The organism is Paenibacillus sp. AK002 (genome assembly GCF_053903045.1).
Genome location: NZ_CP096377.1, coordinates 6,575,882 through 6,592,177 on the forward strand (window position 1 = coordinate 6,575,882; position 16,296 = coordinate 6,592,177).

13 protein-coding genes are annotated in these 16,296 nt (G+C 53.2%); 6 read left to right on the top strand and 7 right to left on the bottom strand.

Annotation, left to right across the window (positions count from 1 at the left end; genetic code table 11):
* Nucleotides 1–130 precede the first annotated feature (130 nt).
* The 3 genes from M1D70_RS29710 to cidR form a co-directional block, all read right to left on the bottom strand.
* Entirely contained in the window at nucleotides 131–1,174 is a 1,044-nt protein-coding gene (locus tag M1D70_RS29710) for an oxidoreductase (protein ID WP_456288644.1), read from the bottom strand.
* Nucleotides 1,175–1,370: 196 nt separating this feature from the next.
* Nucleotides 1,371–2,993 (bottom strand): catalase, encoded by a 1,623-nt coding sequence (locus tag M1D70_RS29715; protein ID WP_009590377.1) that lies wholly within the window; start codon nucleotides 2,991–2,993, stop codon nucleotides 1,371–1,373.
* A gap of 108 nt (nucleotides 2,994–3,101) precedes the next feature.
* A complete protein-coding gene (gene cidR / locus M1D70_RS29720) occupies nucleotides 3,102–3,992 on the bottom strand; it encodes a cidABC operon transcriptional activator CidR (protein WP_009590398.1) in 891 nt (296 codons plus the stop codon).
* 128 nt (nucleotides 3,993–4,120) lie between these two features.
* Between cidR and M1D70_RS29725 the strand changes: the two genes are divergently transcribed.
* The 3 genes from M1D70_RS29725 (at nucleotide 4,121) to M1D70_RS29735 (ending at nucleotide 7,306) form a co-directional block, all read left to right on the top strand.
* Entirely contained in the window at nucleotides 4,121–4,492 is a 372-nt protein-coding gene (locus M1D70_RS29725; RefSeq protein WP_009590362.1) for a CidA/LrgA family protein, read from the top strand.
* A complete protein-coding gene (locus tag M1D70_RS29730; RefSeq protein ID WP_009590333.1) occupies nucleotides 4,489–5,178 on the top strand; it encodes a CidB/LrgB family autolysis modulator in 690 nt (229 codons plus the stop codon). Before M1D70_RS29725 ends, M1D70_RS29730 begins: the two co-directional genes overlap by 4 nt.
* A gap of 268 nt (nucleotides 5,179–5,446) precedes the next feature.
* On the top strand, nucleotides 5,447–7,306 hold the full coding sequence (locus M1D70_RS29735; RefSeq protein ID WP_456288645.1) for an LTA synthase family protein: 1,860 nt from the start codon (nucleotides 5,447–5,449) through the stop codon (nucleotides 7,304–7,306).
* A gap of 337 nt (nucleotides 7,307–7,643) precedes the next feature.
* Here the strand turns inward: M1D70_RS29735 and M1D70_RS29740 are convergent, their stop codons facing one another.
* A complete protein-coding gene (locus M1D70_RS29740) occupies nucleotides 7,644–7,811 on the bottom strand; it encodes a hypothetical protein (RefSeq protein WP_175320737.1) in 168 nt (55 codons plus the stop codon).
* Between the two features lie 181 nt (nucleotides 7,812–7,992).
* On the opposite strand from M1D70_RS29740, the gene M1D70_RS29745 reads away from it, so the two are divergent.
* From M1D70_RS29745 to M1D70_RS29755, 3 genes are all read left to right on the top strand, one after another.
* Nucleotides 7,993–9,345 (top strand): hemolysin family protein, encoded by a 1,353-nt coding sequence (locus tag M1D70_RS29745; protein ID WP_009590338.1) that lies wholly within the window; start codon nucleotides 7,993–7,995, stop codon nucleotides 9,343–9,345.
* Nucleotides 9,346–9,495: 150 nt separating this feature from the next.
* Complete coding sequence (locus M1D70_RS29750; RefSeq protein WP_009590330.1) at nucleotides 9,496–11,085, top strand: PTS sugar transporter; 1,590 nt, start codon at nucleotides 9,496–9,498, stop codon at nucleotides 11,083–11,085.
* Between the two features lie 350 nt (nucleotides 11,086–11,435).
* The gene (locus M1D70_RS29755; RefSeq protein WP_009590380.1) at nucleotides 11,436–11,993 is read left to right on the top strand and encodes a hypothetical protein; all 558 of its coding nucleotides are present in this window, start codon (nucleotides 11,436–11,438) and stop codon (nucleotides 11,991–11,993) included.
* A 111-nt stretch (nucleotides 11,994–12,104) separates the two neighbouring features.
* On the opposite strand, the gene M1D70_RS29760 is transcribed toward M1D70_RS29755, so the two are convergent.
* From M1D70_RS29760 to M1D70_RS29770, 3 genes are all read right to left on the bottom strand, one after another.
* Nucleotides 12,105–13,145, bottom strand: a complete 1,041-nt coding sequence (locus M1D70_RS29760) for a hypothetical protein (protein ID WP_456288646.1) — start codon at nucleotides 13,143–13,145, stop codon at nucleotides 12,105–12,107.
* A gap of 269 nt (nucleotides 13,146–13,414) precedes the next feature.
* Nucleotides 13,415–14,803: a class II fumarate hydratase gene (gene fumC / locus M1D70_RS29765; RefSeq protein WP_009590318.1), complete on the bottom strand. Its 1,389-nt coding sequence runs from the start codon at nucleotides 14,801–14,803 to the stop codon at nucleotides 13,415–13,417.
* Between the two features lie 308 nt (nucleotides 14,804–15,111).
* Nucleotides 15,112–16,137, bottom strand: coding sequence for a DUF2332 domain-containing protein (locus tag M1D70_RS29770; protein ID WP_456288647.1), 1,026 nt, complete (start codon nucleotides 16,135–16,137; stop codon nucleotides 15,112–15,114).
* Nucleotides 16,138–16,296: the final 159 nt, after the last annotated feature.

Below are 16,296 nucleotides of genomic sequence, written 5' to 3' on the forward strand. Positions count from 1 at the left end.
TCATTGTTGTGATATGGATCGACTCCCTTGATGAAAGACGTACCAAGGGTGGTATCACCTAATATCCCACAAATCGGAGCAAACTATGTGTCAATCCAGGACAGTCCTAGTTTCGGATGGGGCGGCATGTTTACGTGATCTTGATCAACCGGCCCTTCTGATGGCTCTGCAGCGCATATTCGATCATCCGAATGACATTGCGGGCTTCTTCAGGCTGGACAGGCAGCGAACCTCCTTTAAGGATCGCTTCGGCCAATCCCTGGTAAAAAGCTTGATAGCGTCCCGGCAGCGTCTCAATCTCCCCTTGCACCGCCAGCCCGCTCAGCTCGGTAGCCAGCTCCCCGTATTGGTCCGGCTGGTCTTCGCCCCAGCCCGCGTCCCCGGGATGCATGCCCTGCTTCAGCTGGCCTTCCTGCGGATCCGTTCCATATTTCAGGAAGCTTCCCTTATCGCCATGCAGCTCGAATTTCGGCCCCGCCTGCCGTACCAGCGAACCGGAATGCAGAATGACGCGAAACGTCTTATAACCCAGCACCAGATGAAAATAATCATGGGCTTTGGCCCCTTTGCGCTCCGTTCTCAAGTCCGCCCAGAGCGTCTCCGGCAGGCCGAACAGGAACAGCGCCTGATCGATCAAATGCGAACCTAAGTCATACAAGATCCCGGATCCGGCAATCCCTTGCTCCCTCCACCGCTCCGACTGAACTTCCGGACGGTAGCGGCAGAACTGCGACTGATAGATGGAAAGCTTGCCTAAGGCTCCCGTCTCCAGCAGATTGCGGACGGTCAGAAAATCATTGTCCCAGCGGCGGTTGTGGTACACCGTCAGCAGCACGCCCTTCTGCTTGGCCAGATCAATCAGCTCGTCCGCTTCGGCGGATGTTACGGTAAACGGCTTCTCGACGACCACATGCTTTCCGGCCTCGATGGCTAACCGGGTATATTCATAATGCGTTGCATTCGGACTCGTAATGATGACAACATCGATATCCGGAATGGACAAGAGCTCATCCACGCTGTCGACAACGGCCGTATCGGGCATATCCTGGTGGACCTTGTCCGGATCCGATGATACAACCGTGTGCACCCTGTAATCCGGCACGCTTCTAAGAATAGGTGCATGAAACACCGACCCGGACAGGCCGTAGCCGATGATCCCCGCTTGTATTGCCATAACGCAAGCCTCCTCTTCCCATGGTTCTATGATGATTCGATATGTATCGCTTGGTTTCCTTGCAACATCTTAACATTCCGCAAATATTTTACAACCTTATAAGGGAAAGCCGCCTGCACGTCGTTCTTGTGCAGGCGGCTTCGCTATTCCGTGCTGTCCGCATTTGCGGGTCGACGCCTCTAGGGCCGGCAAAGCATTAATAAGGGTCTGCCTCGTGGCCCATACGGTCTGCATCCTCTACGGCCTGCTCCCGGACGGTCTCGTTCGAGCCCTTCCTTGCCTGCTCGAGTCCTTCCCGTACGCGGCGCCCATAGTCCTCGTCCGCATTCGTGAAATATTCCACCATCTTGTCTTGAATCCGGATATCGCATTGGATCAGCGCACCCACGAGGTTGTTGATCAGGTCGTTTCGCTCCCAATCCTCAAACGCTCGGTACGTATCCCCGGCCTGCTTGAAATCCAGCGTGCGATCCAGCTTCTGCCGCACGAGGTTGGCATCGTAATGCGGCTGATGCGGCTTCGCCGTCTGCGATGCTTCCACCAGCCCATCCGTCATGGACGGCTCGTAATCCACATGCGGGCTTTGACCAGGCGCCTTATCCACGAAAAAGGACATCTGCCCGCCCCGCTGATTGGTAGCGACCCGTTTCTTCGGCGCATTGATCGGCAGCTGCAGGTAGTTCGTTCCTACGCGGTGCCGCTGGGTATCCGAGTAGGAGAAGGTACGCCCCTGCAGCAGCTTGTCGTCCGAGAAATCAAGCCCGTCAACCAGCACGCCCGTGCCGAAGGCCGCCTGCTCCACTTCGTTGTAGTAGTTCTCCGGATTTTTGTTCAGCACCATTTTGCCTACCTTCAGGAACGGGAATTGATCCTCCGGCCACAGCTTCGTCGGATCCAGCGGATCGAATTCCAGCTCGGGATGCTCGTCGTCGCTCATAATCTGCACGCACAGCTCCCACTCCGGGTAATCCCCGCGTTCAATGGCTTCGTACAGATCCTGCGTCGCATGGCTGTCATTCATGCCCTGAATCTTGTTCGCTTCTTCTTGCGTAAGATTCTTGATCCCCTGCTTCAGCGGCTCCCAATGATATTTGACGAGCACGCCGGTGCCTTCTGCATTGACCCATTTATATGTATTCACACCGGAGCCCTGCATTTGGCGGTAGTTGGCGGGGATGCCCCAAGGGGAATACACAAACGTGATCATATGCGTCGCTTCCGGGGAACGGGAGACAAAATCGAACATGCCTACGGGACCCGGAACGTTGGATACCGGATCCGGCTTGAACGCATGGACCATATCCGGAAATTTAAGCGGATCGCGGATAAAGAATATTTTCAGGTTGTTGCCGACCAGATCCCAGTTGCCTTCCTCGGTGTAGAATTTCACGGCGAACCCGCGCGGATCCCGAAGCGTTTCAGGCGAGCCGGAACCGTGGATTACGGTTGAGAACCTGACAAATACCGGCGTGCGCTTGCCTTCGACCTGGAACAGCTTGGCCCGGGTATACTTCGAAACCGGCTCGTCGCCTACTTTTCCATAGGCTTCGAAATATCCGTGCGCTCCCGCACCTCTGGCATGCACGACGCGTTCCGGAATGCGTTCGCGGTCAAAATGCGTGATTTTCTCCAAAAAATGATAGTTCTCCAGGGTCATCGGACCCCGATTCCCAACCGTTCGCACATTCTGATTATCCGAAATCGGATGGCCCTGCCGGTTAGTCAGCGTATCCTCCCGCTCCGTCTCGCCCCGATTCTCGGCGTATCCCGCCCGTTCTTGGTTTACTCCGTTATTAGCATCATGATCTTGGCCACTCATGAATGTCATTCCTCCTTGGATATAAGGCTTGTAAATGGGTTCTCTTTACTATGGATATTATGTCCAAGGAGTGAAAATGTATGAAATGCCCTTCAATTTATAACAAACTTACTCATGCTCGCCCAGAAGGGAGCGCGTAAAGCTGATCCATTCCCTGACGGCAAAGGACAGGTAGCGGTCCTTCCTCCAGATCATCCCGAGCTGCCACGGGATCGATGGATTGTCCAGCGGCAGTATCGTCACGCGCGAAGAATCGATCTCTTTGCATATCGTTTCGGGAAGCAGCGCGATCCCCAGATTGGCGGCAACCATGCCGCTGATGAGATCCCACTGCGAGCTTTCGTAGACCACCCGCGGCTCGAAGCCGGCGCTGACGCACTCGCGGATAATCCGGTCATGGAGCGTAAAGTCCTCGCGGAACAACACAAACGCCTCGTCAGCAAGCTCACTCAGATGTACATGCTCCCTTCCCGCCAACCGATGGGACGGATGCAGAAGCAGATTCAGCTTCTCTTTCACGAAGGAATAATAATGGAATACGTCTTCATTGACAGGCAGCACGGCGACGCCGATGTCGGTCTGGCCGCTCTCCACGTCCGCCTCCACCTTCTTGGCGCCGTCCTCGATCAGCTGAATGGTAATCTTCGGATATTCCCGGTGGAACTGCCCGATTACTTCCGGAAAAAAGCTTGAGCCCACCATGGGCGGAAGCCCGATGCGCAGATGGCCGCGCTTCAGGTTCATGAGATCTTCCAGTTCGGCCGATACCCGCTGGAAGGATTCGACCATCTGCTGGGCTTGCTGATACATGATTTGGCCGGCGTCGGTCAGCTCAATCCGTTTGCCCTGACGATAGAACAAGGTAACGCCCCACTCGTCCTCCATGTTGCGGATCGTTTTGCTGATCGTCGGCTGCGTAATGTACAGCTTCTCTGCGGCCTTGGTGAAGCTCTGGTTCCTCGCGACCTCAAGAAAATACTCCAGGTGCCGTATGTCCATTCCCGATGCTCCTTTCACTTTTTGGCTATGCATAGATAAATGGAATACTTATCATTCGATATATGCATTTTACCTATGAAAACTATCGTTGTAAAATTTCATTACCAATGAAAATAAGGAGGCCGGTCATGGTCAACATGTTGAAAGGAACGCTTCAAGTGGCCGGTTTCATGCTTCTTTCCTTAGGGATGGATCAACTGGCCGCCTGGCTGAATATCGGAATTCCGGGCAGCATTCTCGGAATCGTTGTTGTGTTTATCCTTCTCGAAACCAAGATCCTCCGTCTGGAGTGGATCGAGCTCGGCGCCAATTGGCTTCTCGCCGAACTGCTGCTGTTCTTTATCCCCGCCGCGGTCGGGATCATGAAATATTTCCCGATGCTGGAGGCCGAAGGGCTCCAGATTCTGGCCGTTGTTTTGTTCAGCACCGTCATCGTGATGGTGAGCTCTGGGCTGACGGCCGGCTTCATCTCATCCAGAAAGGGGCGTAAAACGCCATGAATATCCTGCTGACCGTCATCCTCGGCCTGCTGTTAACGATCGGGATTTACGGGGGAGCCAAAAGGCTGTATCGCCGCCTGCCGAAGGTTTATTTATCGCCACTCCTGATCACGCCGGTGCTGATTGTTGTGATATTGACACAAACGGGCGTATCCTATGAATCATACAATGAAGGTGCGCAGTGGATCAGCAAGCTGCTCGGACCAGCCACGATCGCTTTTGCCGTGCCGCTGTACAAGAACTTCCAAACCTTGAAGAAACACGCGGCCGAGATTATGCTCAGCGTGCTGACGGGATCGGTGCTGGCGATGTTATCCTCCGCGTTTCTCGCAAAGTGGATGCACCTGAACAGCTCTCTGGCTACCAGCCTGGTGCCGCGCTCCATTACGACGCCTATCGCCATGAACGTATCCGAGGTGATCGGGGGCGTGCCGAACATGACCGCCGTCTTCGTCATTATGACCGGGATTCTCGGGTCCATGATCGGACCTGCCGTCATGCGGATCTTCCGGATCCGGGGCGATATCGCGAGAGGGGTTCTGTTTGGGACCAGCGCCCACGGAACCGGCACGTCCAAAGCATTCGAATTCAGTTCCCTCTCGGGAACCATATCCAGCATTTCGATGATCGTCGCCGCGCTCTTCACCCTCGGAACCGCACCGCTGATCATGTCCTTTCTTTATTAATATTTGCTAAAACTCTGACAAAACCGGCGATGACCGGTTTTTTCGTTGTCTTTTTGTGTTGTTATAGGAAACTTTGGGACTTACTTTAACTCTTTGACAACCTCCTCCGAAGAGGTCATAATAAATTCTGTTCATTAGTTTTGTTAAATAAATGGTATACGGAACGTAAATCTACAGTAAGAATAACGTCTATGTATTCTTAAAAAACGAATAGCCGCCGACGTTTTGCGAACAGGTCTGTGGCGGCCCTGAAAGGAAGGCGATACAGGTGTTCTCCACCTCGCGGTTTCGGTTAACGATTACGAAGCCATTTATATTTTTCTCTGTTATTATGCTGCTCAAAAGCTACCTGGCCTGGACGGTCATTTTTGATGATGTCATGCCATGGAAACCGCTGATTACGGAAATTCCTTTTATCTGGCTTGTGTTCAGCTTGATCGAATGGTTTGCTTCCAAGCGAAAGCTGACGGCCTATATGAGCGTTAACCTGCTGCTGACCGCCATCTTCTTTGCAGCCATTATGTATTATAAATATTACGGTGTCATCGTTACCTATCACGCGTTAGAGCAGGTGAACCAGGTAACGGCGGTAAGCAACAGCGTATTCTCCTTGATGGACCCTTACTATCTGCTGATCTTCACGGATATCATCGTGATGTTTGTTCTGTTGTGGCGCAGCAACCGCGTTAAAAATTGGAAGATTCGGCATGCGAAAAAGGAAAAACGCAAAATCATCCCGATTGTTTTTGTTGTCTCTTTAATGCTGTGCCTGTTCCAGATCATGCCGAACCGCGCAAGCATGAACGAAATCGTGAAGGCGCAGGAAATGGGGATTCTGAACTACGAGGCCTATACGATTTTCCAACAGGAGAATAAAGAGCTCGTGGATGCCAAAACCATTACCCAGGATAAAGTCAACGCATTGAAAGGCCTGGAAGCCTCGGATAAGGAGGCTCTCCTTACAGGTGTCGCCAAAGGGAAGAATCTGATCATCATCCAGATGGAGTCGTTCCAGAAGTTCTTGGTCGACCTCAAGATTGACGGCAAGGAAATTACGCCTAACATCAACAAGCTGGCCCGCGAGAGCAATTACTTTCCGAACTTCTACCAGAACGTCGGTCAAGGCAATACCTCGGATGCCGAGTTTGTTGTGAATACTTCCTTCTACATCCCGCCGCGGGGTGCGGCTACGCAGCATTATGCGGACAGGGTTCTGCCAAGCCTGCCGAGACTGCTGCAAGGGGAAGGATATGATACGGCAACCTTCCACACCAACGTCGTGGAGTTCTGGAACCGCGGAGAGCTGTACAAGGCGCTCGGTTTCAACCGTTATTACGATAAAGCGTTCTTCGGCGAAGACGATAAGCTGTTCTTCGGCGCCTCGGATGACGCCCTGTACTCCAAAACGGCTGCCGAGCTGAAGAAAATGAACGATGCCGGTAAACCTTTCTATACCCAGGTCATTTCCATGTCGGCTCACCATCCGTTCACGATTCCTGAGGATAAATATCGGATGACCCTGCCGGAGCGGTATGAAGGCACCTTCGTCGGCGACTACATCCGTGCCCAGAATTATGCCGATGACGCACTCGGCAAATTCATCGAGCAGCTGAAGAAAGACGGCGTATGGGATAACAGCTTGATCGTTCTTTACGGCGATCATCTTGGACTGCCGATTTACTCCCTGGACCACAAGGATAAAGAGCTGATGCACGAAATTTACGGCCGCGAATATACCTCCGGAGATATGATCAACATTCCGCTTATCATCCATGGCGAGGGAATTCAGCCTGAAATGAAGGAGCAGGTCGGCGGACAAATCGACCTCTTGCCGACGGTGTCCAACCTGCTTGGCGTATCGATCGACAATCAGCTTCATTTCGGCCAGGATCTGCTGAACCACACCGATAATAATTTGCTGCCGGAGCGGTATTATCTGCCTTCGGGTACGTTCATCAACAATACGACCCTGTACATTCCAGGCATCGGCTTTGAGGACGGAACCAAGCATCCGCTTCCGAATTCGGACGTGAAGAAGACTCAGGCTACCAAGGAAGAATTCGAACGCGCGCTCCAGCTGCTTCATCTGTCCGATAGTTATATCAGACAGCTGCCATACCATAAATAGGCCGTTGCCGCATGGGACAACTCTCCGGAAATCTTGGAGAGTTGTCTTTTTTTGTATGCTTGACGATCATCAGAAACCCTTGATATATAAGGATTTATATAGCCGAGGGCGACTGTTATTTGACATAGTGGCTTACTTTTTCTTATGATTAATAGCAATATACCTTGTTTTGAAGACCGCGTTCGTGGTGAAATTACGTACAACTACTCAAATCACTTCATATTCATACGCTGACAATTAAGCCATATATTTTTTAGAGCAAATCGATTACGAATTGTAGGAGTGACGATCCGACTTGGACCCCATACGAAGGATAAACAGATGGATATGTTTAGCACTAGGCTTTCTGCTGATTGCTTCCGTTGCGCATGTTCCCCTGGTGGATATCACCGATTCCGCCGCGGCCACGCAGGGCATGGAAGCGTCTGAAGGCACTCTGCCCGCGCCGACGCCGGTACCCAAAAGTCCGGAACCCGTTCGGTTGATGCTGGAGTCGAAACGCCATGTGTCTCTGCTTTCCTTGCATAACGTTACATGCAACACGGATACCGATATGTTTCTCCTCCTCAAGCACATGCTGCTAGAACCTTTGAAGTTTCGATCGAATTATGTTGACAGCCATGCATAGTAAACGTTGGTTATTAAAAAACTAATTCAGATCAGATAACAAAAAGGATGTGTTTTGTTTGGACGACAATATAGGCTTGAATTTATTCCTAGTCGCTGTACTTATCGCAGCTACCGCTTTTTTCGTTATGACGGAATTTGCTATCATAAGACTTCGTCCCAGCCGGGTAGACCAATTGGTGATGGAAGGGCGCAAAGGCGCTCTAGCCGTTAAAAAGGTAACTTCGAATCTCGACGGATATCTGTCCGCGTGTCAGCTTGGGATTACCATCACGGCGCTCGGTCTCGGTTGGCTCGGGGAACCGACCATCGAGAAGATCCTGCACCCGGTGTTTGACAGCCTTAGCATTCCTGCGGCTATCGCATCGCTGATTTCATTCCTGCTTGCATTTATTATCATGACTTACATTCACGTCGTTATCGGTGAACTTGCACCGAAAACGATTGCTATCAATAAAGCTGAAGCCGTGTCGTTCCTCTGCGCGACGCCGATCATATGGTTCAACCGGATTATGTACCCGTTCATCTGGCTCTTGAACGGATCGGCCAACAAGATCGTTCGCCTGTTCGGCATGCATCCGGCAAGTGAACATGAAGAGGCTCACTCGGAAGAAGAGCTCCGCATGATTCTCAGCGACAGCTATGAGAGCGGAAAGATCAACCAAGCCGAATACGGTTATGTAAGCCGAATTTTTGCTTTTGACGATATGCTTGCCAAAGAGATTATGGTACCTCGTACCGACATGATCTGTCTGTATGTTGACAAGCCGCTTGCCGCCAACCTGCAGATTATCAAGCGCGAGCAGTACACCCGGTTCCCGGTTGTCCGCGGAGACAAGGATCAGATCGTCGGCATGGTGAACACCAAACAGTTCTTCCTGGAGTTCGATGACAATTCCAATATCGACTTGACCAAGCTGATTCATCCGGCCATGACGGTATCCGAAGCGATCCCGATCAAGAAGCTGCTTCGAAAAATGCAGCAGGAAGGCACGCATATGGCCATCCTGATCGACGAATACGGCGGTACGTCCGGCATGATCACCATCGAGGATATTTTGGAGGAGATCGTCGGCGAAATCCGCGACGAATTCGACGAGGATGAAGAACGCGAGCTGACCCAGCCTGAGCCGAACCGCATCATCGCAGACGGCAAGGTATCCATTAACCGGATCAACGACCTGCTTCATACGGACCTGAGCACCGATGACCTGGATACGATCGGCGGCTGGCTGTACGGTCATAACTCCGAACTCGCCAAAGGCGATACGTGGAGTTACAATGACCTGACGTTCACCGTCATCGAGAAGAAGACCCACCGCTATACGAAGCTGCAAATCGTCAAAGAAACGCCTGAAGAAGCGGCGGAGGAAGCCTCTGCCGTTGCGGCAGCCAGCGAAAGCAACGAATAAAAAACAAGATGACCAAGCCGTCATGCAGCCCTTACCGGGTATGCATGGCGGCTTTTGATTTGGGGGATCGCATTTTAACACTTTAACAAGTTATAACTCTGCTGTAATATAGAAATTATCTAATTTCTAACGTATTGGGGGCAGCAAGTCATGAATCGTCAAATCGCCATCATCGGAAGCAGCGGCGGCAATCTGTACAATCTCGGCGGCAAAGACCCGCGCAAACTGCTGGAAGAGATATTGATGCAGCTCGATAGCGCCGGCCTGTCCTGCGGGGCCCTGCAGTTTATCGCTGCCCAGGTCTCCATGGACGCAGCCAAGGATACGACGCCTGCGGCTCTTTACAGCTGGAGCTCTTCCCAAGGAGAGCCCGTCATTGTCGCTGAAGGCACCCTTCAACAGGTCAATCAGGCGGCCGAGCGGCTGGACCGGGAGATTGCCGAGCAGATTGAACTCGGCGAAATTGACGGCATCATCGTCATGAGCGCCGACCCGGAGGGCAGCAATCGGCATGCCATTGAGGCGGCTGCCAAATTCCGCCTGCCGGTGACCGGTACGGGCGGAACCTCCATGGCCATCATCCAAACCAAAGGCGCGCATGTCATTGCGGCTTCGGGCACAACCGGAACCACCAACAGAACGCGCGCGGTCACCTTTGTCACTTCCCTCAGCAAGCATTGGCGGCTTACGTACCGGCCGGTCATCGGGAATGCGTCCGCAAATATCCATGCGGCGTCCGGCAGCTCATCTCCATGGCGAAGAATCAATATTCGGGGCATCATGATGGCGTCCCTCCCCGGTTTCATCGGCATGGCCCTGATCCTGGCGGTCAGCAAAATCCCGGGGTTATCTTCGTTGACCGAAGTGTTTGACCTGCTGATTAAAGCGCTGCCGGTCATCGTTGCGGTCATTGCGGCCAAACAGGTCTCCGAGTTGGACGAGGTGTCCATCGTGGCGGGCATCGTGGCAGGCGTTCTGTCCGTCGAAGGAGGCATTATCGGCGGCATCATCGGCGGGATCGGCGCAGGCATTATCGTCCATTACATATTCCGTCAATGCGTGGAGTGGCGTTTCCCCGCTACGACGGTCAACATTGTTGCCGGCGGCGTGTCGGGACTGATTGCCGGTTTGCTGGTCTACTTCCTCATTGCGCCGATTGCGCTGAGCGCAGGGCAAGGCATCCGCTTCCTGATCGAGACCCTTGTCTCCTGGAGCCCCGCCATGGCCGGATTGATTGCCGGCCTGCTGATCTGGCCCGCCATCATCGGCGGCGTCTATCATGCGGCCATCCTGCCGATTGTGCTGCTGGAGATGGAGACAACCAGCAACAGCTTCCTCGGCGCGGTCGATATGGTCGGCTTGGTGATGGTATCCGCAGGCATCACGCTAGCCAATATTATCGCTCCGCGGGATAAGGGAGAAGCCGCCGTCGCAGCCCCCGGATTCGCCATCAACATGGGATTTGGCACCTTCGTTGAAGCCGCCTATCCGTTCATGTTTTCGAACAAGCTTGTATTTGCCGGAGCGATTGCCTCGGCTGGACTTGGCGGCATGCTCGTCGGTTTGTTCGGGGTCCGGGGGACGGCCTATGTGCCCTCCTTCATCGGGCCCATTACATCGAATAACACAATGGGTTTCCTGATCTCGATGGCAGCCAGCCTGCTCTGTTCGTTCCTGATCACCTTCTTCGTTAACAAGCTGTCGGGCTACCGGGATGCCCGGAATACCGTGAGCATGTAATGCAAAGCCGGTTCCACCCTAAGCATAGGTGCTTCTCCATGACATAAGAAGCCCCCTCTATAAAAGGACGGATCAAGCGCATCAGCTTGATCCGTCCTTTTTTCATGCATGCTATCTGCCTCCCCCATCGGCTTCCCCATAATGGCGTCAATACCGGATTCTTTGGGTTCTGGATTCCTTGCTGACAGCTGCGGGCCAGCCTGAATCAAGGTTCCTAAAGAGCTTACATTCGCAGGCTTGTCCTTATTTTCTTACGAAAACGGGCTAACCAATGGATCGGAAAAAGAGTCTATATAGTAGATAGGCTCCCCATTCGGCTGCCTACCACCCATTCGGTATGCAAGGAGGTTATGACGATCGAGAAATTCAGAAGGATATCGCTCTTCGCGCTGACCAGCGTGCTGTTAGCCGCTTCCCTCATCTGGCAGGGCGAGCAAGCAGCCGCTAACAAAGCGGAAGGCTATTACGTAAACGTCGGCGGCACCCATATCAAGGACGTCCATGTTCGCAAAGGCAAGGCGTACGTTCCGCTCAAATCCTTAGCCGATGCAATGGGATACGAAATCTCTTATACGCTGCAGGAGGAGCTGGACAACTTCCATCAATATGACCTGAAAGCGGCAAGCGGTCCCCCGATATCGGTATGGGGAAACGACAGCTGGGGATATACGATCGTACGGCGGGCTACGCAAGAGATGAGCGTGAACGATATCGACATTTATAAACCGGCGAGGCTGTGTGCCGAAGAATCGGACCACTGCAAGCTGGACAAGAGCAAGTACGACGGTCCCCTGTTCATAAAGAACACCCTCTACGTCCCTGTCCGCGACATGGCCAAGGCCTTGAATCTAAAGCTGACCGTGACGAAGACGCCGAAAGGACGCAGTATCCAGCTGTCCCTGCATTAACGAAGGCTCCCTTCACATGTTGGATCATGCTTCATCAACAAAAAGCCAGGCGGAGTTATCCACTCCGCCTGGCTTCTGAATCTAGAATCAATGTATACTCCAGCAAAATCCTCATTCCAGCCCTTGGATCTCGATGTCATCCGTGGACGTAATGTCCGAAATGTCGAACACCCTGAAGCTGTAGGTACTGGTTTTCCCCTTCATATAATCGATATCCTGCTCCACCTTCTTCACGCTCTCCGGCGTCTTCAAATCCGCGGCATAATAATCGATGGTAAGATCCGTCTCCCCCGGCACCGTCACCGAAGGCAGCCGCCGAATCAGCTCCAGCACCCGTTCCTTCTCCTGCGCCAAGTTATCCGCCGTCAAATCCGCGAATACGATCAGTCTTATGTTCTGACTGACATCACCATCGGCGTTATTCGACAGCTGGCTATAATCACGCTCTACCGTGTCGGCACCGGCGAAGACATACGCCTCCCCAAACGCCTGGTCCGGATAAAGCTCATCCAGCAGAGGTTTCAGCCGGTCCCTCAGCTGCTGTCCCCAGAGCTGGTTCAGATAGGTATCATTCGATATGACGGGAGGGCTGGCTTCATTGCTGCTCAGCGTAAATTCAAGCTCTGGCGCCTGCTCCGGATGGGCCGTGAGATTATACGAGCCTATGGCCCAGGTATAATCCACGTCCGTGACCTTAAAGGGTTCGTTGTACTTCTGTTCCAGATAGGACTCCGCCGCTTCCTGAACCTCGCGTTTCTCCGCAGCCGTCTTCATGAACGGGGCGGATCCCCAGGTGTACCCGGCGTAAATCGACCCTGCGAACAAGGCAAGTCCGATGATCGTCCGCACGACGATTTTCCAAGGGGAGGCGAGCTGACGCCGCCGCTTCTCGTCGAACATCGGTTTCCTTGGCGATCGGTAGCTGAAGTAGATGACCGGTATGATCAAACCTATAATATGAAGCCCAATAGCAAGCGGACCGATAATCAAGCCCAAATATCCCAGTGTCATGAAAAAAATAAACAAAGCCGCTCCCTGCAGCGCCATGAGCAGCATGCCGCCTATGATCATGCCCGGCGTCCCGATATAAAACATCCCGAGCCCGGTGCATATCAGAGAGAGCAGCGTAGCCATCCATTGATGTTTCTTCAAGTTATCATCCGTCCTTCATGCAAATGGTTTGTGAAGCATTGTCAGATGCTGTCACCATATTATAACCGCTTCGAAGCCGGAGATAAACGATCGAAGCACTTTCGCAGCAGACGAGCGGCGCTCCGTGATGTTTTTCTTGCGAGGATCGAATGCGTTCGGCTCGGCAATTAACGATCTTCTAATCAACAAAAGCCCACATCACCGTGGTGAAATGGGCTCTTGGTTCAACGGGAAACCTGCCTTGAAATAAAGCTCAAAAGAAAACTCCCTTATTCCTTCGGATGTATCATTTCTTCCGGACGGACGATCCGGTCAAAATCCTCTCCGCTAAGCAGACCGCTTGCCAGCGCCGCTTCGCGAAGCGTTGTCCCTTCTTGATGCGCACGTTTCGCGATGGCGGCGGCATTCTCGTATCCGATATGCGGATTCAGCGCCGTCACCAGCATCAGCGACCGTTCCATGTTCGCGCGGATCACGTCCAGATTGGCTTCGATGCCGATGGCGCAATTCTGGTCGAACGAATCCATGGCATCCGACAGCAGACGAACGGACTGCAAGAAGTTATAAATGATGACCGGCTTGAAGACGTTCAGCTCAAAATTGCCCTGGCTTGCCGCAAAACCGATCGTGGCATCGTTGCCCATCACTTGGCAGACCACCATCGTCAGCGCTTCGCTCTGGGTTGGATTTACTTTCCCCGGCATGATGGAGCTTCCCGGTTCGTTGGCAGGGATCGTGAGCTCGCCGATGCCGGAACGGGGACCGCTTGCAAGCCAGCGAACGTCGTTGGCGATCTTCATCAGATCGGCAGCCAGCGCCTTCAGCGCCCCATGGGCAAATACGATCTCGTCATGGCTGGTCAACGAATGGAACTTGTTGCTGGCGGAGGTGTAGCTTTTTCCGATCTGCAGGCTGATTTCGGCCGCCGTCATTTCTCCGAATTTCGGATGCGCGTTAATGCCGGTACCCACGGCGGTGCCGCCAATAGCCAGCTCGCGCAGCGGTTCTACGGCCGAAGCCAGCATCAATTCGCACTTCTCCAGCATCCGGTGCCAGCCGCTGATTTCCTGTCCGAGCGTCAGCGGCGTTGCATCCTGAAGGTGCGTACGGCCGATTTTGATCAGGTCCTTATATTCATCGCTTTTCTTCTCGAACGTTTTCTTCAAACGGCGGAGCGCAGGCATCACTTGATCTTCCATGGCCACGACCGCAGCCATGTGCATCGCCGTCGGAAACGTATCGTTGGAGCTTTGGGATTTGTTGACGTCATCGTTGGGATGAACGCGCAGCGTGCTGTCTTTTCGCTCGAGCAGCTGATTGGCCCGATTCGCAATGACTTCGTTCACGTTCATGTTGGACTGCGTGCCGCTGCCGGTCTGCCAAACCACCAGCGGAAAATGCTCATCCCACTTGCCGTCCACGATCTCGTCGGCCGCGGTTGTGATCGCATCCACCTTATCTGCATCCAGCTTGCCGAGCTTGCCGTTGACGATGGCCGCGCTCTTCTTCAATATCGCGAACGCCCGAATGATTTCCTTCGGCATCGTTTCGGTTCCAATCCGGAAATTCTCGGAACTGCGCTGTGTCTGCGCTGCCCATAACTTATCCGCAGGCACTTTAATCTCACCCAGGGTATCCTTTTCAATACGATAATCCATCCCAACTTCCTCCTTTGGTCTCCTTGAATGCTGCCATGCCCTGAACGAGATCCCTCCCACCATGGAAGAGCCCGATCCTCGGGTTCAATCGCATAGCATAAAGCGCTTTATATTCCATCTCTCCTATTATGACACAGACTTGCCCAATAAAAAAATATACGCGATGAAGGCTGCGGCTGTTATTCTCTAAGTCTCAGCCCGGCTGCCTTCCGGGCTCGCGGTCGGTCACGGGCATATGGCTTGTAACGAACGGCCGTCACCGTTCCGTTCGCCGTCCTTATTCAGGCTGAGTCAATCATCTCCCGGCCTTATAACAGCCACTCGAACCAGCGCGCATGCCCATCCGTGCGTGCCGCCGTAAACTCGCTTGGCACGCCTCCGAGTATATAATCGGCATGGAGCTGCTCATCCTGCATATTGTTGTAGACATGCACAATATCGCGCTCGCTTCCTATCTCGCTCAGATGCCGCAGCAATCTTTGCTTGGACGCCTCCGGAATTTGGTTGGCAACATGCGTATGAAACACGCAGATCACAGCCTCATCCGGAATCTCCTTCACGATGTCAGGCAGCAGCTCCGTCCCATCCCCCTCCCGGAAACTTACGTCTGACTGCTGCTTCAACGCCTCCGCCGCATGCTCCAGCATGGACACCCGATCGTGATTGCCCGGCCAAATCAAAGCTCGCAGCCATATGAAATGCTCCGGATTCCGTACATCATTCACATGCAGATCGACCCCCATCCGGTAAACAACCGGCGGACTGGAGTCCAGCAGGAACGGCTTGCGGTCACCCCTGATCTCCGATGTAATGCGCACCTTCGATTCCGTAAGGCCGTAACTCGCCGTGCCTCCATAGGAATAACTGTATTGATCCCACAGCAGCTGCAATCCGGCACTCGTTCCAAGCTCCACCAGGGCAAGCGGCCTCCGGACCTTGTCATAAATGGAGCAGAACACCGGATACAGGTACGCGCAGCGACGGACCTCGTTCGTCTGTACCCGTTTGTGCTTCAGGATCCCGATAATGGCTGCTTCATGCTCCAGCACGAATGCCCGAAAATGGGGATAACAGGAGGCCATCTCCTTCGGATGCTCCGCAAGGCCGGGGTAATACGCCCTCAGCTCCGGACCCTCGCCCTGAAGCAGCAAGTATTGAACCGCACCGAACAGCATATTGGGCACGGGCTGGCCGAACGGAACCAACGCAGCGACCTGCAGCACCTCTTCATCATCGGCAATATGCCGGGCCAAATACTCATAAAACACGCTGGAACCCGGACATTCCCGCTCGGCAAAATGACGAAATACGTTCACCAACCGTTTCGAATCCACCCTATACCACACCCCTAACGTTGTAATGAACCCTTGATCCTGCTTAAGACTAATGTTACATCTTTCCAGAAGGCGCGTGGATTCCGATCTTTTATCGGGCTTATAAGAAAAAGAGGGCAAAAAAAGAAGAACCAGCCTCCTGAAAGGCCGGTTCTTCTG